The sequence below is a fragment of the Nonomuraea sp. NPDC005650 genome (assembly GCF_040605375.1).
Lineage (GTDB): Bacteria > Actinomycetota > Actinomycetes > Streptosporangiales > Streptosporangiaceae > Nonomuraea.
The window spans coordinates 41933-66245 of record NZ_JBEXCR010000028.1 but is presented as its reverse complement, the minus strand read 5'-3'; the positions used below and the strand labels follow the sequence as shown (position 1 = coordinate 66245).

The 24313-nt window shown below is 70.7% G+C and carries 15 protein-coding genes; 9 read left to right on the top strand and 6 right to left on the bottom strand.

Annotated elements, in window-relative coordinates; all coding sequences use genetic code 11:
• The first annotated feature begins 3 nt into the window (after positions 1-3).
• The 4 genes from ABZS69_RS40465 to ABZS69_RS40450 are packed head-to-tail and all read left to right on the top strand — an operon-like array spanning position 4 to position 7613.
• Complete coding sequence (locus ABZS69_RS40465) at positions 4-3132, top strand: amino acid adenylation domain-containing protein (RefSeq protein WP_355381632.1); 3129 nt, start codon at positions 4-6, stop codon at positions 3130-3132.
• The gene (gene panD, locus ABZS69_RS40460; protein WP_355381630.1) at positions 3132-3560 is read left to right on the top strand and encodes an aspartate 1-decarboxylase; all 429 of its coding nucleotides are present in this window, start codon (positions 3132-3134) and stop codon (positions 3558-3560) included. Before ABZS69_RS40465 ends, panD begins: the two co-directional genes overlap by 1 nt.
• On the top strand, positions 3557-3820 hold the full coding sequence (locus ABZS69_RS40455) for a phosphopantetheine-binding protein (RefSeq protein ID WP_355381628.1): 264 nt from the start codon (positions 3557-3559) through the stop codon (positions 3818-3820). Before panD ends, ABZS69_RS40455 begins: the two co-directional genes overlap by 4 nt.
• Positions 3813-7613, top strand: a complete 3801-nt coding sequence (locus ABZS69_RS40450) for an amino acid adenylation domain-containing protein (RefSeq protein ID WP_355381626.1) — start codon at positions 3813-3815, stop codon at positions 7611-7613. Before ABZS69_RS40455 ends, ABZS69_RS40450 begins: the two co-directional genes overlap by 8 nt.
• On the opposite strand, the gene ABZS69_RS40445 is transcribed toward ABZS69_RS40450, so the two are convergent.
• The 6 genes from ABZS69_RS40445 to ABZS69_RS40420 are packed head-to-tail and all read right to left on the bottom strand — an operon-like array spanning position 7591 to position 14551.
• On the bottom strand, positions 7591-8829 hold the full coding sequence (locus tag ABZS69_RS40445) for an MFS transporter (RefSeq protein ID WP_355381624.1): 1239 nt from the start codon (positions 8827-8829) through the stop codon (positions 7591-7593). The two genes, ABZS69_RS40450 and ABZS69_RS40445, sit on opposite strands and share 23 nt — an antisense overlap.
• Positions 8826-9899, bottom strand: a complete 1074-nt coding sequence (locus ABZS69_RS40440) for a GntG family PLP-dependent aldolase (protein ID WP_355381622.1) — start codon at positions 9897-9899, stop codon at positions 8826-8828. The genes ABZS69_RS40445 and ABZS69_RS40440 overlap by 4 nt, the downstream gene beginning before the upstream one ends.
• Positions 9896-11161 (bottom strand): ATP-grasp domain-containing protein, encoded by a 1266-nt coding sequence (locus ABZS69_RS40435; protein ID WP_355381621.1) that lies wholly within the window; start codon positions 11159-11161, stop codon positions 9896-9898. The genes ABZS69_RS40440 and ABZS69_RS40435 overlap by 4 nt, the downstream gene beginning before the upstream one ends.
• Entirely contained in the window at positions 11158-12189 is a 1032-nt protein-coding gene (locus ABZS69_RS40430; RefSeq protein WP_355381619.1) for a cysteine synthase family protein, read from the bottom strand. Before ABZS69_RS40430 ends, ABZS69_RS40435 begins: the two co-directional genes overlap by 4 nt.
• On the bottom strand, positions 12186-13094 hold the full coding sequence (locus ABZS69_RS40425; RefSeq protein WP_355381617.1) for a hypothetical protein: 909 nt from the start codon (positions 13092-13094) through the stop codon (positions 12186-12188). The genes ABZS69_RS40430 and ABZS69_RS40425 overlap by 4 nt, the downstream gene beginning before the upstream one ends.
• On the bottom strand, positions 13091-14551 hold the full coding sequence (locus ABZS69_RS40420; RefSeq protein WP_355381615.1) for a lyase family protein: 1461 nt from the start codon (positions 14549-14551) through the stop codon (positions 13091-13093). The genes ABZS69_RS40425 and ABZS69_RS40420 overlap by 4 nt, the downstream gene beginning before the upstream one ends.
• 216 nt (positions 14552-14767) lie before the next feature.
• Here ABZS69_RS40420 and ABZS69_RS40415 point away from each other — a divergent pair, with 216 nt between their 5' ends.
• The 5 genes from ABZS69_RS40415 (at position 14768) to ABZS69_RS40395 (ending at position 24282) form a co-directional block, all read left to right on the top strand.
• Positions 14768-15451, top strand: a complete 684-nt coding sequence (locus ABZS69_RS40415; protein ID WP_355381613.1) for a helix-turn-helix transcriptional regulator — start codon at positions 14768-14770, stop codon at positions 15449-15451.
• Positions 15452-15462: 11 nt separating this feature from the next.
• On the top strand, positions 15463-16104 hold the full coding sequence (locus tag ABZS69_RS40410) for a response regulator transcription factor (protein WP_355381611.1): 642 nt from the start codon (positions 15463-15465) through the stop codon (positions 16102-16104).
• A gap of 14 nt (positions 16105-16118) precedes the next feature.
• Positions 16119-17627, top strand: a complete 1509-nt coding sequence (locus ABZS69_RS40405) for an amino acid adenylation domain-containing protein (RefSeq protein ID WP_355381609.1) — start codon at positions 16119-16121, stop codon at positions 17625-17627.
• Positions 17628-17811: 184 nt separating this feature from the next.
• Positions 17812-20124: a trypsin-like serine protease gene (locus ABZS69_RS40400; protein ID WP_355381607.1), complete on the top strand. Its 2313-nt coding sequence runs from the start codon at positions 17812-17814 to the stop codon at positions 20122-20124.
• A gap of 72 nt (positions 20125-20196) precedes the next feature.
• Positions 20197-24282: a DddA-like double-stranded DNA deaminase toxin gene (locus ABZS69_RS40395; RefSeq protein ID WP_355381605.1), complete on the top strand. Its 4086-nt coding sequence runs from the start codon at positions 20197-20199 to the stop codon at positions 24280-24282.
• The last annotated feature ends 31 nt before the right edge of the window (positions 24283-24313 follow it).

The window sequence follows — 24313 nt, the reverse complement described above, 5'->3', positions numbered from 1 at the left end:
GTCGTGGCTGTCCTACACGAGCTCGTCGAGGCCCAAATGGCGCGTACCCCCGCGGCGTTCGCCGTTACGGGGCACGGTGGCGAGCGCTTGACCTACCAGCAGCTCGAGGAGCGGGCCAACCGGCTGGCCCGGCACCTCGCCGAGCTGGGCGTGCGGCCGGACACGCCGGTCGCGGTGTGCGTGCACCGGAGCCCCGACCTGGTCGTCGCCCTGCTCGCGATACTCAAAGCGGGGGGCGCGTACTTGCCGATCGACCCCGACACGCCGCCGGCCAGGGTCAGGGTGCTGGTCGAAGAGGCCGCCGTGCCGGTCTGCGTCGGCGAGTCCGCGCTCGCCGACCGGCTGCCCGCGGACGTCTGCGAGCTGGTGCTGCTCGACCGCGACCGCGCCGCCATCGAAGGCCACCCGGCCACGCCGCCGCCCGTGGACGTGCGCGCCGACAACCTGGTGTCCGTCTACTTCACCTCGGGCTCAACCGGAACCCCGAAAGGTGTGGCGAGCACGCACGGTGGCTGGGTGAACCGGATGCGCTGGATGCAGGACGAGCACGGGCTGCGCCCCGGCGAGGTCGTGCTGCACAAGACCACGCTCAGCTTCGACGACTCCGCCGTGGAGATCTTCTGGCCGCTGTCCGTCGGCGGCGTGGTGGCGATCCTGCCGCCCGGCGAGCACCGTAACCCCGTGGCCCTGCTCGACGCCGCCCGCTGCCACCAGGCGGCCGTGGTGCAATTCGTGCCCAGCATGCTGGCGCTGTTCCTGGAGGCGCACCGCCGCGCGGGCCTGCCGCCGCTGCCCTGCCTGCGGCACGTGGTCTCCAGTGGCGAGGCGCTGACCGCGCCGCTGGCCCTGGCCTTCCACGAGCAGCTCGGCGTGTACGGCTGCCGCCTGCACAACCAGTGGGGCGCCACCGAGGTGTCCATCGACTCCACGCTCTATACCTACGACCCGCACGACCCGCACGCCGGCCCCGTGGTGTCCATCGGGCGCCCCTTCACCGGCAACACCGTGCACGTGCTGGACGCGAATGGCGGCGCTGTCCCCGACGGCGAGCCGGGCGAGCTGTACATCGGCGGCATCGGCCTGGCCCGTGGCTACCACCGGCGGCCGGGACAGACAGCGGACAGGTTCGTGCCCGACCCGTTCGGCCCGCCGGGCTCCCGCCTTTATCGGACGGGTGACATGGGCAGACGCCGCCCGGACGGGGCTCTGGACTTCCTCGGCCGCACCGACCATCAGGTCAAGATCCGCGGGGTCCGCATCGAGCTGGGAGAGATCGAGGCGTGCCTGGACGCCCATCCGGCGGTCCGGCAGTCGGTGGCGGTCGTCTCCGGTGAGCGCCTGCTCGCCTACGTGGCGGGGAACGCGCCGGATCCTGTCGAGCTTCGCGCGCACCTGGCCGAGCGGCTGCCCTCGTACCTCCTTCCCGCTCACATCACCGTGCTCGACGCGCTCCCGCTGACTCCCAACGGCAAGGTCGACAGGAAAGCGCTGCCCGAGCCTGCGGCCGCGGAACCGGAGACCGGCAGGCCCCCTGCGACGGAGACGGAGCGGGCGCTGGCAGCCATCTGGGCCGACGTGCTGGACGTGGACCGCGTCATGCTCGACGACAACTTCTTCGAGCTGGGCGGCAATTCGCTGCTCGCCACCCAGGTGATGTTCCGCATCCAGGACGACCTCGGCATCGAGTTCCCGCTCTACCTGCTGTTCGCCGCGGAATCGCTGGAGGAACTGGCCGAGGAATTGGACGGCGGGCACCGGGAGCGGCTGCCCGAGCTGCGGCCCGTGCCAAGGGACGGGGCGCTGCCGCTGTCGTTCGGCCAGGAGCGGCTGTGGTTCCTGCAGCGGCTGGCCCCGGAGTCGACCGCCTACAACGTACCCACGGCCTGCAGGCTGAGCGGGCGCTTGGACGTGGAGGCGTTCAGCCGGGCCTTCGACCAGCTGGTGGCCAGGCACGAGATCCTGCGTACCCGCTACGTGGAGAACTCCGAGGGCGTCCCGGAGCTGCGCATCGACGCCGAAGGGCCGCGGCTGACCGTGGGCGCCGCGTACGGCGGCGGCCGTATCGCCCGCGAGGCCGCCGCGTCCGAGGCCATGCAGAAGGACTGGGACACCGCGTTCGACCTGGCCGCGGCCGCGCCCGTCAGGGCCCGGCTGACCAGGCTGGATGACTACGAGCACATCTTCTCGCTGATCATCCATCACATCGGCTACGACGCGGGGTCCGAGCACGTCTTCTGGCAGGAGCTCGCCACGCTCTACGAGGCCGCCCTGTCGGACCGGCCGGCCGTGCTGCCCGACCAGACGGTCCAGTATGTGGACTACGCGGCTTGGCAGCGCGAGCGGGCGGACTGGGACGAGCAGATCGCCTACTGGCGGGAGACGCTCGCCGGATGCGCGCCGCTCGACCTGCCCGTGGACCGGCCGCGTCCGGCGCGGCAGACCTACAGCGGCGCCAGGCTCTCCTTCCGGCTGCCGGAGGGGCCCACGGAGCGGTTGCGCACGCTCAGCAGGGAGGCGGGCACCACGGTGTTCACCGCGTTGCTGGTCGCCTTCCAGATGACGCTCGGCCAGGCCTGCGGCACGGACGACGTGATGGTGGGGTCGCCGGTCGTCGGACGTGACCGCCCGGACACCGAGCAGATGATCGGCTATTTCTCGAACACCGTGGTGCTGCGTACCCGCACTGGCGGCGACCCGAGCTTTACGGAGCTCCTCGGCAGGGCCCGGGACGTGGTGAACGGCGCCTACGCGCACCAGGACATCCCCTTCGAACGGCTCGTCCAGGCCCTGCGCCCGCCGCGCGACGCAGGCAGAACCCCGTTCGTGGACGTGATCTTCAACGGCGTGCCGCTCACCGCGATCACCAGCGCCGAGAGCGTCCGATTCCCGCTGCTCACCGTCACACCCATCGACCTGGCGGCCACCACCACGATCGTGGACCTGCTCTGCTCCGTCGCCGAGACCCCCGACTCGATCATCGGGGAGATCACCTACAACACCGACCTGTACGACGCCGACACCGTGCGACGGCTGATCGGCTCCTGGCTGTACCTGCTGGAAGCGGCGGCCGAGGATCCCTCCCGGCCGCTCTCCGCGCTCGCGCTCACGCCGCGGGCGGAAAGGAAGGACTGATGTTGCGAACGTTGTTCAAGTCCAAGATCCACCGAGCCACGGTGACGCAGGCGAACCTGCACTACGTCGGCTCGGTGACGATCGACGAGGATCTCATGGAGGCGGCGGACGTGTTGGACGGGGAACTCGTCCACATCGTGGACATCACCAACGGCGCCCGGCTGGAGACCTACGCGATCAAGGGCGAGCGGGGCAGCGGGGTGATCGGCATCAACGGCGCCGCCGCGCACCTCGTCCACCCGGGCGACATGGTGATCCTCATCACCTACGGCCAGTACGCACCCGGCGAACTGGACGGCTACGTGCCGAAGGTCGTGCACGTGGACGGCGCCAACCGCGTCGTGGACGTCGACGCCGACCCGAGCCGGCCGGTGCCCGGGGCCCCCGACCAGCTCGCTCCCGCCGGCGCCGCGAGGAGGCAGGCGTGACCACGACCGTGCATGAGGCCCTGGCCGCCGACTGCGCCGAGCTGCTGGGCCTCGACGCCTTCCCCCGCGACGCCGACTTCTTCGCGGCCGGTGGGCACTCGCTGACCGCCATCAGGCTGGTCGCGCGCATCAGGGCGCGCTACGGCGTCGAGGTGCCGGTCGCCGAGGTGTTCACCAGCCCCACCGTGAACGAGCTGGCTCCCGTGGTGATCGGCCTGCTCGGCGGCGACCTGGCGCCCGCGGAGGCGCACGGTGCCTGAGCAGAGCCTGACCCGCGCGCAGGAGCGCCTGTGGGTCAACCACCAGCTCGATCCCGACGGCACCGCGTACAACATCTGCCTGGCGCTCCGGCTGCGCGGCCGGCTGTCAGTGCCAGCGCTGGAGACCGCGCTCAGCGGCCTGGTCGCCCGCCACCAGGCGCTGCGCACGGTGTACCGGTCAGAAGACGGCAGTCCGTCAGCGGTTGTACTGCCCCCGGAGCCGGTCCGGCTCTCCCCCCAGCAGGCCGGCTCGGAGTCGGAGGTGCGCGAGATCGCCGCGCGGGCCGTCCGCCACCCCTTTGACCTGGCGAAAGGCCCCGTGCTGCGGCCCGGCCTCGTCAGGATCGGCGAGGAGGATCACGTGCTTCTCCTCACGATGCACCACATTGCCACGGACGAGTGGTCAACGGGCGTGCTGCTCGGCGAGCTGGACGCGCTGTACCGCGGGCAGCTGGCCGGCGATCCCGATCCCCTGCCGCCGCTGCCCGCCGGGTACGCCGACGTCGTGGCGGCCGAGCGCGCGGCCGATCTCGGCCGGGCGATGGAGCATTGGCGGGGGGCCCTGACCGGGCTCCAGGTGCTCGACCTGCCCACCGACCATCCCGACACGGGACTGCCCGGCTCCGAGGGCGGGACGGTGGTGTTCACGGTGCCGGAGGAGACCAGAGCGGCGCTCGCCGAGGTCGCCGCCCGGGCGCGCACCACCCTGTACATGAGCGGGCTCGCGGCGTTCTCCGCCTTCCTGGGCCGCTACTGCGGGCAGGACGACGTCGCCGTCGGCACCACCGTGGCCAACCGTACGGCGCCGCACTCCGAGCACCTGGTCGGCGCCTTCTTCAACACTCTGGTGATGCGCGCCGACCTTTCCGGCGATCCGGGGTTCAGCGAGATCCTGCGCAGGACCCGTGCGTACTGCCTGGGCGCGCTGACCCACCAGCACCTCCCGTACCCCATGATCGCCGCCGGGCTGAGGCCGGGTGGTGCCCCGCCGTTCCGGGTGCTGTACGAGGTCCACGCGGCGCTGGCCGAAGGTGTGACCGTGGGCGGGCTGGACGCCGAGCCGTTCGACTTCCCCGACACGGCCGCCAAATACGACCTGGCGCTGTCTCTCGTGCCGCGCGCCGACCGGATCGAGGGACGCCTCACCTACCGTGGCGACCTGTTCGAGCGCGGCACCGCCGAGTGGTTGGCCGCCTCATTCGTCCACCTGCTCGGCGCGCTGGCCGCCGAGCCCGACCGGCCGCTGAGCGACTTCGACCTGCTGACCCCGGCGATGCGGGACGAGGTCATCGCCGCTGGACGCGGACTGTCGCCGCTCGGCGATCTGGAGGCGCGGGCGCACGAGCTGATCGAGGAGCAGGCGCGGCGGACGCCGGACGCCGTGGCGGTCGCCTGCGGAGCCACCTCGCTCACCTACCGGGAGCTGGACGAGCGGGCCAACCGGGTGGCGCGCTGGCTACGCGGCCGCGGGATCGGCAGGGAGAGCGTGGTCGCCGTCCGGCTTCCCCGCTCGGACTGGATGGTCGCCGCGTTCCTGGGGATCTGGAAGGCCGGAGCGGCGTACCTGCCGCTCGACCCCGGCATGCCGGAGGAGCGGACCGCCTGGATGGTCGCGGACTCGGGCGCCCGGGTGGTGCTGGCGGACCAGGACGAGTTGGCCGCCGCCGTGGCCGGGCAGCCCGCCGACAACCCCGGCGTGCCGGGCTCGCCCGACGATCTGGCCTACGTCATCTATACCTCGGGCTCCACCGGCAGGCCGAAGGGCGTGCTGGTGCCCCACCAGGGGCTGGTCAACTTCCTGCACTGGTGCGTCGCGGCCTACACGATCGGCGGGACGGGCGGGGCGCCGTTGTTCTCCTCCGTCGCCTACGACATGGTCGTGCCCAACCTCTTCACGCCGCTGGTAACGGGGCAGCGGGTGCACCTCCTTCCCGCCTCCGTCGAACTGGACGACCTCGGCGAGGAGCTGTCGGCGGCGCCGTACGGGTTCGTCAAGCTCACTCCTGGGCACTTGGAGGTGCTGGCCGGGCAGCTCGACCGTGAGCGGGCGGCGGGGCTGGCGGGCGTGCTGGTGGTGGGCGCCGACGCGTTCCCGAGCCGGGCGCTGTCCTTCTGGCAGGACCTCGACCCGGCTCCCGTCCTGCTCAACGAGTACGGGCCCACCGAGGCGTCGGTGGCCAACTGCGTGTACACCGTGCGCGGCGACGTCCGGGGGGAGCTCGTCCCCATCGGCCGTCCGATTCCCGGTACCACGATGTACGTGCTGGACGCGGCCATGCGCCCCGTGCCGCCGGGGGTGCCGGGCGAGCTGTACATCGGCGGCGTCTGCGTGGCGCGCGGGTACCACGGGCGGCCGGGGCTGACCGCCGAGCGGTTCGTGCCCGACCCGTACGGGCCGCCGGGCGCACGCCTGTACCGTACGGGAGACCTGGGCAGGCTCAGAGCGGACGGGCAGTTCGAGTTCCTGGGCCGTCTGGACGAACAGGTGAAGATCAACGGATTCCGCGTCGAGCCGGCCGAGGTGCAGGCGGCGCTGGACGAGCTGCCTGGCGTGGCCGGATCCGTGGTGGTCGCCGGTCCCGACGCCGCGGGACGCGTCCGGCTGGTGGCCTACGTCGTCGGTCCGGCGCGGCCCGCGGAGCTGCGCCAGGGGCTGGCGCGGGTGCTGCCCGGGCACATGGTGCCGTCGGTGTTCGTCCCGCTCGACGCCATCCCGCTCAACCGCAACGGCAAGGTCGAGCGCGCTGCGCTCCCCTCTCCGGTCGTGGCGGGGGACGAACCCGCCCGGCCGATGACGGGGCACGAGCGGCGAGTCGCCGCAGTGGCGGGGGAGGTACTGGGCGCGGATGTGGCGGACCCGGACGAGGACCTGTTCGGGCTGGGCCTGGACTCTCTCAGCGCAGTCCGCCTGGCCGCCGCGATGGAGCGCGAGTTGGGCGTAAAGGTGCGCTTGCGCGCCCTGCTAGCCGCGCCGACGGTACGCGGGCTGGCCCGCTTGACCGGCGCGGAGCCGCAGGCCGAGGCCGGGCCGGCTCCCATGCTCGTCAGGTTCGCCGCGAGTTCGCGGGCCCGCGGCCGGCCCGTGTACTGCTTCCACCCGCTCGGCGGATCGGCGTTGTGCTACGCGCCGCTGGCCACCCGGCTTGAGCGGCCGGTCGTCGGGCTCCAGGCGCTGGAGGCCGCCGTGGACACCGGCTCCGTGGCCGGGCTGGCGCGCCGCTACGCCAAGGAACTGCACGCGGCCGGCGACGACGAGCAATACACGTTGATGGGCTGGTCCGCGGGCGGCGTGCTGGCCTTCGAGACGGCCAGGCAGCTCACCGCGCTCGGCGCGCGAGTGGACCGCGTCGTGCTCGTGGACTCCACCTTGCCGGAGGATGTCGCGGGAGAGTCGCGAGACGGGCTGACGGAGCTCGAAGCGCTGGTCGCCGCCGTGGCGGCGGCCCCTCGCGAAGAGGCGGCCGAACTGCTGCTCGGGCAGCGCGACGAGCTCTTCGCGGCGCTCGGCATGACATCAGGGCAGGTGGCGGCCTACTACGAGGAGTACGGGCCGCGGCTGCTGCGGCTGTGGCGCGAGAGCCTGGACGGCCTGACACGATATCGGGCGGGCCGTTTCGACGGCCGGGTCGTCCTGCTCCTGAGCGACCGCGCCTCGCGGGCCCGGCGAGCCCGGCAGGAGGCAGGCTGGCGTGGGACGGCTGCCGATCTCGTTGTGCGGATCGTCGAGGGCGACCACCACGAGCTGCTGCGCCCCTCCCGGCTCGGGCAGCTCATTCCCTTCCTGCGGAGCTGACGGCGGCCTCGGCGTCAGCGACGGCGTGCGCGGACACCGACCGGACCAGCACGACCGCCGCAAGCGCGGACACCGCCGCCGAACACCAGAAGACGGCCGGAAGCCCCGCCACGACGGCCACTGCGCCGCCGCTCACCGCGCCGAGCGGCATCGCCCCCATACCGACCAGCCGGCAGGCCGAGTTGACCCGGCCGAGCAGGCCGTCAGAGATGAGCCGCTGCCGCAGGGTGATCGTGAGGACGTTCGTGACCGCGTTGGCCGCGCCGATGCCGAACGCGGTCACAAACAGCACCGCTGGGAACGACGGCGCGAGTAAAGGCCCCAGCAGCAGCACGGCACCGGCGATGGTGCCCCAGATCAGCACCCTGCCCTCGCCTGCGGGCCTGGCCAGACGCTCGGCGACCACTGACCCGGCGACCGCGCCGACGGCGAGCGTGGCGGCCAGCAACCCATACGCGCGCGCGTCGAGCCCGACGGCCGACCGCTCGCCTGTCACCCACAGCACCAGGACGGCGAAGTAGGCGTTGTAGGCCAGGTTGAGCAGGGCTGCGAACAGCGCCAGCGCCCGCAGGACGCGGTGCCCCGCCAGGTAACGCAGGCCGCTCACGATGTCCGCGCGCACGGAGGTGACCGGCACGCCGCCCCGGCCGTACGTTCCGCGCAGCGCGAGCAGGGCGACCGCCGCGGTGGCGAGTAGAACCGCGGCCGCGCCGAAGACCGCGGCCGCGGCCAGCCCGGCCAGCACGCCCGCCAGCGGCGCGCCGAGAAAGTAGTTGCCCACCGTCTGGGCGGCGGTGAGGCGGCCGTTGGCGGCGGCCAGACGATCCTTGCCGACGACCATCGGCACCAGCGATTGCGCGGCGGTGTCGGAGAAGACCTCGCCCGCGCCGGCCAGGAGGACGGCCACGGCGAGCACCGGCAGGCTGAGCAGGCCCAGCGCGGCGGCGGCGGCCGTGAGGGCGAGCACGGTCGCGCGGCTCCAGCTCGCCAGGAGCAAGATACGCCGCCGGTCGAGGCGGTCCGCCAGTGCTCCTGCGGGTAGCGCGAGCAGCAGCCACGGGAGCGTGGCCGCGCCGCTGACCAGCGACACCAGCAACGGTGACGAGGTCAGTGACGCGGCCAGCAGCGGGGCGCCGACGAGGAGGACGCCGTCGGCCAGGTTCGACAGCCCCGACGACCACCACAGCGCGGTGAACGAGGTCCCGAGCCCCTTCACGTAAGCGCCCTGGCCGGCGCGGGCGATCCGGCGAGGAGCTGTTCGAAGACGTCGGCCGCGCGCTCCACGGCGGCGCGGTCCACGCCCAGGTGGGTGACTGCGCGGATCCTGCCGTGGCCGAGCTCCTCGACGCGCACTCCGGCGTCGCCTGCCGCTTCGATGAACGAGCGGGTGGTGTAGCGGGGGTCGCGTACCCGGAAGAACACCATGTTCGTCAGCGGCCGCTCAGTGATCAGCTCCACACCGGGCAGCCTGGCCAGCCGTGCCGCCAGCCTGGCCGCGTTCACGTGGTCGTCGGCCAGGCGGCCGGGCATCCGGGTCAGTGACACGAGACCGCAGGCGGCGATCACTCCGGCCTGGCGCATCCCGCCCCCGAGCATCTTGCGGATCCGCCTGGCCCGGCCCACCGTCGCCGCATCACCGGCCAGCACCGACCCGATCGGCGCGCCCAGGCCCTTCGACAGGCACACCTGTACGGTGTCGCCGAATGCCGCGATGTCGGCGGGCTCGACGCTCAGCGCCACGGCGGCGTTGAACAGGCGGGCCCCGTCCAGGTGCAGCGCGAGGCCGTACGCGCGGGCCAGCGCCGCGGTCTCGGCCAGATAACCGAGCGGGAGCGGGACGCCGCCGCAGCGGTTCTGCGGCGTCTCCAGGGTGATCAGCGCGGGTAGGGCGAACTGGGGATCGTCCCGGTCGAGGGTGCAGGCGGCGGCGATCTCGCCGAGGTCCAGTGTGCCGTCGGGCCGGTTGTCCAGCGGCTCGTAGACGACGCCGCCGCAGACCGAGGCGCCGCCTGCCTCGTAGACGTAGATGTCGGACTCCCTGCCGACGATCGCCTTCCCGCCCCTGGGGCATTGCGCCATGATCGCCGCCAGGTTGGCCATCGTGCCGCTGGGCATCAGGCAGGCGGCCTCCTTGCCCAGCAGGTCGGCGGCGGTGCGCTCAAGTTGGGCGACCGTGGGGTCCTCGCCGTACACGTCGTCGCCGAGCGGGGCGTGCGCCGCCGCGTCCAGCATCTCGCGAGTGGGCAGGGTGAAGGTGTCGCTGCGTAGTTCGACGTGGGTGGTCACTTGGCTCCGATCGGGCCGGTCGCGAAGACGGGGCGCAGGCTGCCGAGAGCGGTGGCCAGCGCCCGGTCGAGCTTGTCGTAGCTGGATGAGGTGGCGATCACGTACCCGAGCCGGTCGTAGCTGCTGCGCGCGGGCCGCACCACCGAGCCGGGCGCGGCGGTGACGACGACCGAGGTGACACCGGGCACGCTGCGGGCGCGCTCCAGACCGCACACGGCGGCCAGCCGCGCCTCGTGCGCCGGCAGCGTCTCGGGAGAGGCCAGGAGGAAGGCGATCCCGGCCGGGTTGAAGGCGCCAGGCGGCTCGGGAAGGCCCAGCCCGCACGCCGCGCCCAGGTGCGCGCCCAGCAGCTCGAAGCCGCACGATTGTGCGATGACCTCGGGAATCATGCCGCCGGCCGGGCGCGCGTTGACCTCGATCACGTAGCCGGCGCTGTCGATGAGCTTGATCTCGGTGTGGGTGACGCCGTGGGTGACCCCTACCGCGTCCAGGGCGCAGTAGGTGGCCTCGGTGAGCACAGCCGCGCTCTCCGCCGGCACCGGCGCGGGGAAGATGTGCCCCCGCTCCACGAAGGCGGGCGGGTGCGTGACGCGCTTGGCGGTGATCCCGACGCGGCGGTGCCCGGCGGGCGAGCTGATCACCTCCACGCTGAATTCGGGGCCCTCCAGGTAGCCCTCGATGAGCGAGGCGCCCGCACTGGGTTGTCCCCGCACGTTCGTGGTGGCCGCCAGGATCGTGCGGCAGTGCGCCACCACCTCGGCGGGCGTCGAGCAGAGCGCGACGCTGGAGGAACCGGTGTCGTCCACCGGCTTGACCACGCAGGGGAGCGCTATGCGCGCGAGCGCGCGCAGCACCTCGCCGTCCAGGTCCTGGCCGCGCTCGATGACGGCGAAGGCGGGGGAGGGCAGCGCCGCCGCGGCCAGGGCCGCCCGCATGCGACCCTTGTTCCTGCAGCGGGCGACGGCTTCTGGAGTATTGCCCGGCAAGCCGAGGGAGGCCGCCGTCTGGGCGACAGCCTCGACGTAGAACTCGCTGGTGGTGGTCACGCCCGCGATGTCGCCCACGGCCGCGTCCAACTCGCGGGCGAGCTCCGCCGGAGTGTTCGTGTCGCAGACGACCACCTTGACATCGGTCTCGTCCAGCCCTGCGTAGCGTGCGGGATCGCCCGTGGCCAGGACCGGCGTGAACCCCAGCTCAGCCGCCTTGCCGAAGGCGAGCATCCCGGAACCGGTCGTGTTCGACTCGATGAAGAGCAGGTTCACGCGTACTCCACATCCCGGCTCAGGGTGGCGTAGGACCATTGCTGGGCGGTTTCGGTGAGGGAGATGCGTCTCGGTTCGCGTGGCGGAGTCAGGTCGGTGATGCCGTGCGCGAGGCGGTAGGCGGGGTTGTAGATCGTCTCGACGTACCGGTCGCCGCGGTCGGGGAAGAGCGCCAGGATGGAGGTGTCCGGGGCGAGCTGGGTGCTGAGCCAGCGCGCGACCAGGTAGGCCGAGCCGGAGCTGTTCCCGGCGAACACCTTTTCCTGCGCGGCCAGCTCCAGGGTGGCGGCGTACGCTTCCCGGTCGGAGAGCCAGTGCACCTCGTCGATGACCGAGAAGTCCACGTTCGCCGGGACCAGACTGTTGCCAAGGCCGCTCTGCAGCCGTTCCGGCCGGTCGGGCTGGCCGAAGATGGCGCTGCCCACGGCATCGACCGCGACCACCCGGAGCGCGGGGTTTCGTCTGCGCAGGGCGCGTGCCGTGCCGCACAGCGAACCGCCGCTGCCCACCGGCCCGACGAGCACGTCCACCCGGCCGAGTTCCTCGTGGACCTCCTCGGCGAGGTCGCTGTAGGCGGCGGGGTTGTCGGGGTTGTCGTACTGGCGGGGCCAGAAGGCTCCGGTATGGCGGTCCATGACGGTCCGGAGGCGTTCAAGCCGGGCGCTCTGCCAGCCGCCGCTGGTCATCGCAGGCACGATGTCGAGCGTGGCGCCCAGGGCGTCCAGCTTGGCCATGGTCAGGGCGTCCATGCGCGGGTCGGTGACGATGTGCACCTCGTGGCCGAGGTAGGTGCCGACCAGCGCCACGCCCAGAGCCATCGTCCCCGATGAACTCTCCACGATGAGCCCGCCGTCGGCGAGCACGCCCTGAGCCCTGGCGGTCAGGATCATCTGTTTGGCCACGCGATCCTTCATGCCGAAGGGGTTGGCCAGCTCCAGCTTGGCGTGGACGGGCGCGCCCGCGGGCGAACGCAGGCATAGCAAGGGGGTGGCGCCGATGGCGGCGATCACGTTGGATTTGTAAGTCATGTCCTGCTCGTGCTCCTGCAGACGATGAGCGGTCGGCCGAGCTCGTCCAGCTCGCGCAAGGCCATGGCGAGTTTGGGTCCGTGGTCGTGGTCGTGGCGGGCGAGCAGGATGCCCAGGCAGGTCCCGCTGTGCCCGACGACGGTTCCCAGCCCGCCGACCCGGCGGCAGATCTCCTCGACGGCCGCCAGGTGGGGCTTGGGGTTGAAGGTCTGGAACAGCCGCGCGCTGGCCGTCGCCACGTCGCCCACGGCGGCCGTGTCGCCACCGCGCACCGCGGCGGTGAGCTGGTCCAGCAGCTCCGTGTAGCGTGCCGCCCAGTGGGCGGGTATGGGCTTGCGCGACTTGTTGAACTCGACGGTGTCGACGAGGTCACCGTCGTCTATGCCGGCGATGGTGAGCTGGGGCAGCACGCCGAGCTTGCGGTGCAGCCGCACCTCACGGTGGAAGAAGGCGGTGATGCCCGCGTGCATCACCCCGTCGGAAGGCTCGATCTCGGCCATCAACCGCTGGAGCAGCCGGTTGGGCAACTTGAGGCGGAAGGCGGCGTCCACGGCGCGGCCGGTGGCCACCAGGTCGGCGGTGGAGCTTGCCATGCCCTTGCCCTCGGGCAGCGCGCTGTTCAGCATCAGCCAGCCGCCGCCGTGGACGCCGTAGTGCTCCAGGATGCGCATGGCCAGCCGCTGGGACTTGATCTTGTGCGGCGGAGAGACGATCACCTGGTCGAGCTGCGGGTCGGGTTCGAAGGCCGCCTCGACGTACAGGTCCACGGGGAAGGTCACCAGGAAATCGGTGCCCGGGCCGAGTATGCCCTGAAGGAGCTCGCCGAACGTGCCGGGGGCGCGCCCGCGGCCGAGACCCCCGGCGCGGCCGTGGCGTGCGGCGCTGTCGAGCATGGGAACGGTCATGCGGTGTTCACCTGTCCTCCCGCCATGGCGTCCGCGCGCGCGGTCCGAAGCCGCGCCGAGCGCTCACTCATGGCACGCTCGGTTGCGCCGAGCCGCGCCGTGACGTCGTCAAGGAGCAGGCGTACCTGCTCGGGATGGGTCGAGCCGCTGGTAAGCCTGCGATAGACGGCCGTCTCCGCGCTCAGCAGATCGTCCAGAGGGAGATCGGCGGGCGCGACGGGGAAGCCGTGCCGGGCCGCGGTCTCCGCCAGCGTCTGCGCGTCCAACTGGCGCGGGTCGAGGTCGGGTCCGCTCCCGTCCTGCCGCAGGGCCTCCTCGATCCACGCTCCGACGACGACCTGGGCGCTTCTGGCCGGTACGCCGCAGGCGAGCGTCAGATGGTTGGCCACCGTGGACGCGGCCAGCAGCTCGCGTCCGGCCACGGCCGCGGCCCTGCCCCCCGCGAAGCGCACGCGGGTGAGTACCTGCTCGAAGAGCGTGATCATGGTCTCGCCTGCGGCGAACATGTCAGCGAGGAACCGCCCGCTCTCCTTGGACACCTCGACCAGATTGCTGTAGCCGGTGTTGTGCTGGCCCACCATGAGGTCCACGCCCAGGCCGACGAGGTGCCCCGCCATGCCGCGCAGGCGCTCGAGCACCGGAAAGTTGCGCTTGTGCGGCATGGCCGACGAGATGCCGGCCAGCTCATCGGGTAGGTCGATGAACCGGCAGCTGGATCCGCTCCACCAGAGCAGGTCCGTCAGGAACCTGCCGAATGTCGTGCCGAGCACCGCCAGCTCGGCCGCCACCCGAAGTGTCCAGGCACGCGAAGCCACCGAGGTGAGCGCGTGCGGCTCGGGACCGGCGAAGGCGAGCGCCTCGGCCATCCGGCGGCGGTCCCACGGCAGTTCCAGGCCCGCCATGGCGCCCGCACCCAGCGGGCAGAGGTCGACGGCGTCATACAGCCGCACGAGCGAGCGGGCGCCGTTCTCCGCGGCGTCCGCGAGCGCGGCCAGGTAGAAGCCGAAGGTGATGGTCTGCGCGGTCTGGTACTGGGTGTAGCCCGGCATCACAGAGGTAGCGTGCTCGGCGGCTCGCGCGGTGGCCGCGCGGCACAGGCGAGCCAAGGCGGCGGCGCTGTCCAGGATGCGTTCCCGCCCGTACATGAGCTGGGCGCAGGCCTGCACGTCGTTACGGCTGCGGTCCACGTGCCAGGCGGCGGCGCCGGGCGGCAGCTCGGCATGCACACAGCGCTCCAGCGCGAACAGCAGGTCCGACATCGAGTGCGCGCGCTCGGCGGTGATCCGCTCCGCCGAGAGACAGGAGAGCACGGCGGCGATCCTGGCCGCGTCCTCCTCGTCGAGCAGCCCCATGCGCACGTACTCCGACACCAGCACGAGCTCGATCCACTGGTAGTGACCCAGCAGATGTCCCGCCTCCCAGTCGAAGCGGGGACCCAGAATGGCTCGGTCGAGCATGTCGGCGGGCCCTTGTCGGATACGTCCTGTCGGCAACATGCGGCCAACCATGGCACTGGCCCCCCTGCGCCTACCAGGAGGAATGACCGGCGATATCGGGGCGATCCCGAGGCGATGCCGGGACGAGAGCCGCCAGTAGGCACCAGCGCCTACGTTTCGGAGATACGAAACCTTTGGGAGGAATCCTTGAAGTCTGGGCTCTTGTCCGAGGGACTCATGCTCGCCGACCTTGTGCGGGCCCACAGGGGGCGGGCTCGGCTCACTCAAGAGGAACTCGCCGAGCGAGCCTCGCTGAGCGTGCGCGCGCTGCGCGACCTGGAGCGAGGCCGGACCCGTTTTCCTCGCCGTACCTCGCTGCGCCGGCTGGCCGCCGCACTGGATCTGACCGACGCCGACCGGGTGGCTTTCGAGGCGATCACCCGCGGCCCTGTCCTTCCCGCTGCGGAGGCGGGTCCGTGGGAGCTGCCCGCCGTGAGCCGCTCCGTGCTGATCGAACGGGTGCCGCTGCTGCGGGAGGTCGAGGACGCGGTCTCGCACGCCTCAGGTGCGGGGCATCCCGCCGTCGTGGCGGTGACCGGCGGCACGGGCTGGGGCAAGACCACCCTCGCTGTCCACAGCGCGCACCTGCTGCGTGCGCGCATGGCAGTGGAGTCGTTCTACGTCGACCTGCGCTCGGGACACTTCGCCTCCCGCACGCTCGCCGCGGACCTGCGGCACGACCGCACCGAGCACACGATGCGGTTCGGATCCCGTGGCCTGCTCGTGCTCGACAACGCCGATGGGAGTGAGACCGTGCACTCGCTGCTGGGCCTGGGCTTCACCGCCGTGATCGTGACGAGCCGCGAACGGCTACCCGGCCTGTCCGCCACCGCGGACATCGCGCTGACGCACCCCAGATGAGCGGCGGCCTCATGGACATCCGAGTGCTCGTCTGCTATTCGGAGCGGCTGCTGCGGACGGCGCTGCGCACCACGCTGGACAACGAGGCCGGCATATGTGTCGTCGGCGATGCCGGTGACGGGTTCGAGGCGGTGGCCAAGGCGAGAGGGCTGCGGCCCGACGTCGCGCTGATCGACGAACGGCTGACCGGGCTCAACGGGATCCAGGTCACCGAGCGGCTGCGCGCGGACCCACTGGCCAACTCAGCGCGGAGCATCATCTTGACCGAGCACCCCGAGGCCACCTTCGAGGCGGTCAGGGCGGGCGCCCGGGGGTTCCTGCTGCGCTCCAGCGACGGCGAGCAGCTCGTGGGCGCGATCAGAGCCATCGCCCAGGGCGAGGCGTTCTTCGCTCCCGAGGTCGCCAGCAGGTTCCTGCAGCGATTCGAGAGCGGGCTGCCGCACCTGGCGCCGAAGACGATCATGTCGCTGACCGACCGGGAGCAGGAAGTCCTGATCCTGGTCGCCGACGGCCACAACAACACCGAGATCGCGGCCAAGCTCTACGTGAGCGAGGCGACAGTCAAGTTCCACGTGTCCAATCTTCTGAGCAAGCTCCAACTTCGCGACCGGCTCCAGCTCGCCGTGTTCGCGCACAAAGCGGGCGTCGTCTGACGGGAGAGGTACCTGTGACGCTGTACGAATGGTTCGCGACCGGCGCGGAGCGCAACCCGGAGGGGATCGCTCTTGAAGTGGGCGCGCACCGCCTGACGTACCGGGAGTTGCACAGCCTGGCCGACCGGCTGGCGGGCCACCTGGTCAGGGTCAATGGCGGGCCGCCCAAGGCCGTCGGCCTGCTGGCCGCCCGCAGCCTGGTGGCCTACGCGGGTTACCTCGCCGCGCTCCGCCTGGGCGCCACCGTGGTACCGCTCAATCCCTCCTTCCCCCCGGTGCGCAACCGGGTCCTGTGCGCGGAGGCCGGTGTGGACCTGGTGCTGCGCGAGGACGCCGCAGACATCGGTACGCCCGGCACCACGGTCACCATGTCCCCGGAGAGCCTGGGCCGCCTGCCCCAGACCGCGTGGCTCGGCCGCCACGGCGGCGACATCGCCTACGTGCTGTTCACCTCGGGCTCCACGGGCAAGCCCAAAGGCGTGCCCATCCCTCACCACAACCTCGACACCTATCTCGCCGCCAACATCGACTACTTCGAGGCCGGTCCGGGCTGCCGCTTTTCCCAGACCTTCGACCTGACCTTCGACGTCTCAGTCTTCGACATGTTCGTCGCCTGGGGGTCGGGCTCGGCGCTGGTCGTCCCGACAAAGCTGGACCTGCTGTCCCCGGCCGATTATGTGAACGCGCACGAGCTGACGCACTGGTTCTCCGTCCCGTCGATCGTGTCGCTGGCCCGCCGCCTGGATGCCCTGCCACCGGATGCGATGCCCACGCTGCGGCACAGCATGTTCGCGGGTGAGCAGCTCACGCTCGACCAGGCGGCCGCGTGGCGGCGGGCCGCACCCGCCAGCGCCATCCATAACTTGTACGGGCCCACGGAAGCCACCATCACCTGCGTCCACTACAGCCTGCCCGCCGATCCCGCCCGTTGGCCGCGGACCAGGAACGGGACGGTGCCCATCGGCGCCGTACATCCCTGGCTCGAACACGTCGTCCTGGACGAAGAGGGGCGCCCGGCCGTCGAGGGCGAACTGTGTGTGCGGGGCATCCAGCGCTTCCCCGGTTATCTGGACGCCGGACAGAACGAGGGCAGGTTCATCGCGTTCGACGACGGGCGGGCGGTGCCCTGTCAGGAGGGCGACACCCTCACCGACCAGCACTGGTATCGAACCGGTGACTTGGTCACGGACTCTGAAGGGGCGCTCCTGCACCTGGGCCGGATCGACGACCAGGTGAAGATCCGCGGCTTTCGGATCGAACTGGGTGAGATCGAGACGGTCCTGCGCCGGCACCCAAGAGTGGTGGATGCGGTGGTCATCCCTCTGGCCTCGGATGACGGCGAGGTTGACCTGGTGGCCGCCTACACGGGCGGGCCGGTGCGCGGAGAGGAACTGACGGTGCTGGTCAGGGAGTCGCTGCCCGCATACATGACGCCGTCCCGCTTCGTCGGGCTGGACGACCTGCCGCTGAATGCCAACGGCAAGACCGACCGAAGGCGGCTGGCCGCCACCCTCTCCGGCTAGATCTCATCAGGGAACACCCCGAGCGGCAGAGGAGCGATACAGAGAGTCCGAAAAGCTCGTTGGGTAAATGTCCGGCTTATGTCCGGGTAGCGCCCTGGTTGGCCGATGGCGTGATCTTCACAATCGTGCCGTGAACCTCCAGCGGATCATTCGGTCCTTACACATCACAACCCTCTCCCTCCTGATGGTCGCCTCCTCAGCGGTGCTCTGGGCAGGGGCGACGCCGGCCCAGGCCGTCAAGGGAGCCAGCCCGGTGGCCGACGGCACCTACGGTTTCGTAGCGAAGGTGAACGTCGGCGAGACGCATAGCTGCACCGGAGCCCTCGTCAGCCCGCAATGGGTGATCACCGCCACCAGTTGTTTCGCCTCCCAAGGGCAGTCCGTCACGAGCGGAGCGCCGAAGACGGCGACGACGGTGACGGTCGGCAGGACGGACCTGTCCGGTTCGGGTGGGCGGGTGCTGCCCGTGGAATGGATCCACCCGCACAGCGACCGGGACGTCGTGCTGGTCAAGCTGGCGCTGCGGGCCGTCGGCATCACGCCTGCCGTGGTCGGCTCCACCGTTCCTGCCGCGGGGGACGCGCTGCAGGTCGTGGGCTATGGACGAACGGCTGAGCAGTGGGCGCCCAACCGGGTGCATGCCGCGCCGGTCGTGGCGGGGGCCGTGGCCGCCGGCTCGTTCGGCTGGACCGGGGCGAACGGCAGTGACGTGAGCGCCTGTCAGGGGGACGCGGGCGCGCCGGTGCTGCGCACGAGCGGGGACCGCGCGGAGCTCGTCGGGCTCAGCTCCGGCGCGGGCCAGGGAGGCTGCCTGGGCGCCGCCGACGACGGGGCGCGCGGCGGCGATGCGGCGCGGCTGGACGACCTGGCGAGCTGGATCCGCACGGTCGCGATCGAGCCCACCACGTCCTTCGCACAGTACGGCGGCAGCGTGACCGGTATCGGCGGCTATGACCTGAAGGACAACCGTGATCAGGCGGTGGCCTTCGATTACGACCATTCGGGAAAGCTGGATCACCTGCTGCTCTACCGTCCGGGCTCGCAGATCGTCTTCATCGTCAAGCGGAGGACGGACGGCACCTACGCCCCGGTCTTCTCCTCGACCACTGGTATCGGTGGGTATGACCTGAAGGACAATCGGGACCGCATCATCGCCTTTGACTACACGGGTTCGGGAAAACTGGACCATCTGCTGCTCTACCGTCCGGGCGGGCATACCGCTTGGATTCTCGAGCACGGCGCGGGCAACACGTTCAAAGCCGTCTTCAACAGCTCGGCAGGCATCGGCGAATATGACCTGACGGGCGCCGAGGACCAGATCATCGCCTACGACTACCAGCATTCGGGGAAGCTGGACCATCTGCTGTTGTACCGGCCGGGGACCGGTATGGCCCGCATTCTCCGGCACAACGGTAATGCCACGTTCACGACGGTCTTCGCCACGGCCGATGGTGGGATCGGCGGATACAACCTGAAGGATGTCAAGGACCGGATCATCGCCTTTGACTACACGGGTTCGGGGAAGCCGGATCACCTGGTGCTCTACCGTCCGGGCGGGCAGACGGCCTGGGTCCTCGAGCACGGTGCGGGGAGCACGTTCAGGGCCGTCTTCAACAGCGCGGCCGGCATCGGAGGTTATGACCTGAAGAGCACGGCGGATCAGATCATCGCCTACGACTACGAGCACACGGGCAGGCTGGATCATCTGCTGCTCTACCGTCCGGGCGGAAAGACGGCCTGGATCCTTCGGCACGGTGCGGGCAATTCGTTCGCGGCGGTGTTCCACAGTTCGACCGGCATCGGCGGTTACAACCTGGAGCTGGCGAAGGACCGCATCATCACCTTCGACTTCACGAGCACGGGCGGGCAGAGCCATCTGTTCGCCTACCGTCCGGGTGACCAGATCGCCTATTTCGCGGGACGTGCTCTTCCTCCCGTACGGGTGGTTCCGGTCACCGTGACGCCCGTCATCGGCCCGGACTCCATCGTGGAGAGGTTCGCCTACCCCGCGCACTTCCCGCACGAATACGCGGGCACCTCCGGTCAGACCGATTGGGGTACGGAAAAGGCCGAGGAGAAGAACTTCGAGCTGATCTCCGGGAACGGCGGGCTCATCTGGGTCTCGTGCAGCTCGTCCCCGGAGAACGGGATCGGCGTGCTCAAGGTGTTCCCGGGCCTGCTGAACGGCAACACCGAGGTCGGCGAGCCGCACCTCGGCGTGACGGCGGTCTGCTTCAAGGTCCTCGGCTCCGACGGATGGGTGAAGCTCCGGATCCCGAACGTCTTCGAGGTTCAGGGAGACAGCCGCTCGCCGGGCGCCGGCCACGACGTGGACGCGACAGTCGTCAACGTGGAGACCGGAACGGAGCGGACCAAGCGCGTCGAGCGGGACGAGAGCGAGCAGTTCGGACGTACGGATGTCACGTGTGACGAGAGTGACCCGGATTATCCCGAGAACTGCAGCGAGACCCTCCTGGAACTGCGGGTCGTCGGCTGAGTACGAAACGGCCGGTCGGGCGCATGAGCTCCGGCCGGCCGTTCAGCCCATTCATTGACCACATCGACGGAAATGGTGGAAGTGAATACGATTCGAGCGTTACGTGGTGGTGGCAAAACGGCAGGGGTCATCGGCACCGTGCTCTCGCTGCTTCTCGCAGGCAGCCCCATCACCGAGGCAAAAGCGGCGGCGGACCCGCCCCCAGCACCGGTATGCGAACGTCAGGTGGTTCTGGAAGCGTGGGTGACGGGCGGCGTGAACGTCCGTCCGGCCGCCGAGAGGGCGCTGCTCGGGGACAGAGCGGCGGTCTGTGCCCTGCTCGCCGAGCTTCCCCGGCTCGTGGCGCAGGACGATCGTGAGCAGGTCGGCCGCATCAAGTCCCAGGGCGAGCCTGAGGTGGCCGCCGCTGCCAATGCCGCCCTGCTCTCGGACGACCCCGGCGCCGTGGCGAAGTTTCTCGACGGTGGCTGGGAGACCGCCCGGGAGATCGACCTGCGCGCCAGCGTGAACAAGATGAGGGCGGCCGGCGGACCGGAGGTCAAGGCTGCCGCCAACGCGGTGCTGCGCAACGGGTCGCGTGCGGACCTGGGGAAGTTCATCGACTCTGGCTGGCGGGTGCCGTACCGGATCGACCTGCGCGCGGTCGTCAACCGGGCGATGTCCGAAGGGGGCCCGCAGGTGCAGGCCGCGGCGAACCGGGCACTCCAGGACGGCAGCCAGGAGATGCTGGAGCGTTTCGCCCAGATCGACTGGGGTGTGGCCCAGGCCCGGGACAACGAGAACCAGACCTTGAACGATCTCCGGGCGAGCGCCACCGAGGCGACCCGCCGCGCGGCGTTCGAGACGATCTCCGCGGTCGCGCAGGCCGACCGTGCGAAAGCCGAGGCCGCGGCGGCCAAGAGCGACGCGGAAGAGGCGCAACGCCTCGCCTCGCTGGCCGGGCAGGAGTCGGCGGAGGCCAAGCGTCAGGCCCAACGCGCTGCTGAGGCCGCCGACCGCGCCGCGGCCGCGTCCCGGGTCGCCGTACAGGCCGCGCGGACAGCGGCGACGGCCGCGCGCGCAGCCTCAGGGGCCGCCGCACGCGCGGCGACCGCGGCGGCGCGGGCACACACGAAGTCGGACGAGGCGTGGGCGGCCGCGACGGCGGCAGAGCTGGACGCGGCAGCCGCTGCCAAAGCGGAGAAGTACAACCGGGACATGCAGCGGATCGGTCCGGAGATCACCGCGTTGATCTCGCCCATCAATCAGATCATCACCGTGACCGAGCAGGCGCGCGCCGCGGTCGCCGCCGCCGATTCGGCCAGGGCGAACACCGAGGCCGCCGGACGCGCGGCCGAGGCCGCCGGGCGTTATGCGGGGCAGGCCAGCGCCGAGGCCCGGAACGCGTTCGCAGCGGCCGCGCGGGCGAAAGCGAGCGCGGACCAGGCGAGGCGCGCCACCGAGGAGACGGTACGTCAGGCCGACATCGCCAAGGACGCGGCCGGAAAGGCGCGCGACGCGGCGACGCGCGCCGTGACCTACGCGGAGCAGTCGGCGAGCGCCGCGGCGAGCGCGGCCCAGCATGCGGGCAGCGCCGTCAACGCGGCCGAGCTGGCGACGCAGCACGCGAACAACGCCTACCGCGCGGCGGAGGACGCGTTGCAGGCGGCTGAGACGGCCCAGATCGTTTACAAAGCGGCGCGTGAGGCGGACGCCGAACGACTCCAGAAGGAGCTGGACCTTGAGCTGTCCTTCGCCCGGTACATCAGTCAGAAAGCCGCCGAGGCCCGATTGGGGGAGGCTCGCGGCTTCGATGTGCCAATGGGCCAGTACCACACCCCGCAGATCGACGCGCTGATCGCCGAGGTCGCCAACGCGCCGGAGACCGAGGCCGCATCGGCGGCCCTCAAGGCGCGGGAGGTGGCCCGCTACTTCGCGACCGTGCCCGGCACGTGGACCAGTTCGGCGGCCATGAAGGCTCTGGGCGAGGACGATGACCTCCTTGTCATCGGGTTCGTCAAGAGCGGACTCGCGTCCGCCGAGGAGCAGGACGACCGCACGACGCTGACCGGCCTCATGATCACCGGCAGCGCGGCCATGAGAGCAGCCGCTCAGGACGCTCTCGACAGCGGATGGTCCGACGTCATCGAGTTCCTCAAGGACCCGGACTACCCCGAGCAAGCCGCCGAGGACCGGGAGGAGGTCAACGGCATCCTTTCTGACGCCCGCAGCACCGGCAACACCCACATCGAGGAAGCGGCGAACGTCGCCCTGCGCTCGGACGATCCGGGCGCCCTCAAGAAATTCCTCGACAAGGAGCACAACACCGCTTACGCGATCGACGTCCGGGCGAAGGTCGGCGCGATCGCCGGAGACGACTCTCACGGGACCGAGGTGCGCAACGGCGCCCAAATCGCGCTGGCCGGCACGACGGCGATGCAGGTCGAATTCCTGGAGGTGGAGCGGCACCGTGCGGCCCAGCGCGACTACGCGACCGCGACGCACAACTACATCGCCAGTTCCTTGATGATCGAGACCTCGCAGATCGCGCAGCAGGCCGTCGACTTCGCGCGCACCGCGCAGGCTGCGGCGGCGGAGGCCCGCGGCGCGGCGGAGGAGGCCATCGGTTACGCGAACGACGCCGGCAAGGCGGCCGAGGAAGCGAAGAAGTTCGCGACCGATGCCGTCGCCCACGCCCGCGACGCCGCCGCGTCCGCGGAACGGGCAGCAGCGGCCGTCCGCACCGCCGCCGCAGCGACCAAGCAGGCCCAGCAGTCGGCCAGGTCGGCGTCCCTCTCGGCCCGCTGGGCCCGCGCCTCGGCCGTCTCGGCGGCAAAGGACGCGGCCAGCGCCTACGCCGCCTATGACACCGCGTACGCCGCGCAAATCGCGGCCGGCGAGAGCGCGTCCGAGGCGGCTCGCATCGCCGCGGAAGTGTTCGAGACCTATCGGCTGGAGGCCGAGGGACATTTGCGCGAGCTCAAGCGGGAATTGAAAGAGCACTGCGAGAATGCACCCGAACTCGGCAATCCTGGATACCACGACTGCGACGCACGCGCTGAAGAGATCCTGAACGACCCCAAGGGGCCGCTCCACGATCCGGACGGCTTCGCGAAGGACAACGTCGAGCACTGCAAGAGGCAGTTCGTCGGCAAAGCCCAGGACGCCTGTATGTCCATCGTCCTGAGCCCGATATTCTCCTTCGCGGCAAGGGAAATCGGTAACCGGGAGACCGACGCTCAACGCCTCGCCGAAGAGTACATAGCCCTGACCGGCATGGACCTGATCAACGCCGCCTCCCAGTACGGCTTGGTCGGCGATTGCAAGAACGCCCTCAAGGGCGGTGTCGCGGATGCGGCGCAGTCGTTCACGGACTGCATCACTGGAGCCCTGGAACTGTCCGAAGATCCCGACTGGGACGAGTATGCGTCCCAGTGGAGGGGGACCTTCGTGGCGTCGCACGTCCCGGAGGAACTTCGATTCGGCGAGTACAACTCGATCTGGGGAACGATGTACCTGCTCGCGCGCCAATCTGATCTGTCCATCCTCTGGGCGACCCGCGAGACCGAGCTGGCAACGTCGATACTGCGCACTGTTCCGATCGGATGCGTCCAGGAAGGCGGGCACTGCCCGTTCGAGGACGCGGCGCAGCAGCTCAAGGACGTGAGCGAGACCATCAAACGGCTCAACAACCAGGGCTACATCGTGGACGCGTCCGGACGGGTGCTCGATGCGAACGGCCTGCCGATCGCGACTCTGCCACCGGTCACCGATCTGGAGAAGTGGGCGAACTACACCGTCGAGAGCGGTCTGCACGACGACCTCGCGGCCCTCGAACAACGTCTCAGCCTGCTGTACACGCAGCAGTTCGGCCTGCCCATGGCGCCCCCGGCCTGGCACCTCGAGACGCAGCTCGCCTACCGCGTCGCCACGCGGGAGGTGGCGCTGAAGGAGAACACGCTGCGGCTCGTCATGAACAACCGCGGCGGCGTCTGCGACGCGGTGCCGATCAGCGGCACTGGGCCCGATGCGCAGCGTCAGACCGTGGCCGGGTGCATTCAGGCCATCAAACTGCTGCTACCGGCCGGCACCACCATGATCATCTACTATCCGGATCCGGACAATCCGGCGGAACTGCTGGAGGTCACCGTGCGTGGGGTCGGCCGCTGGCTGGACTGATCCTGTGGGATGCATACGGATGGAGGCGCGA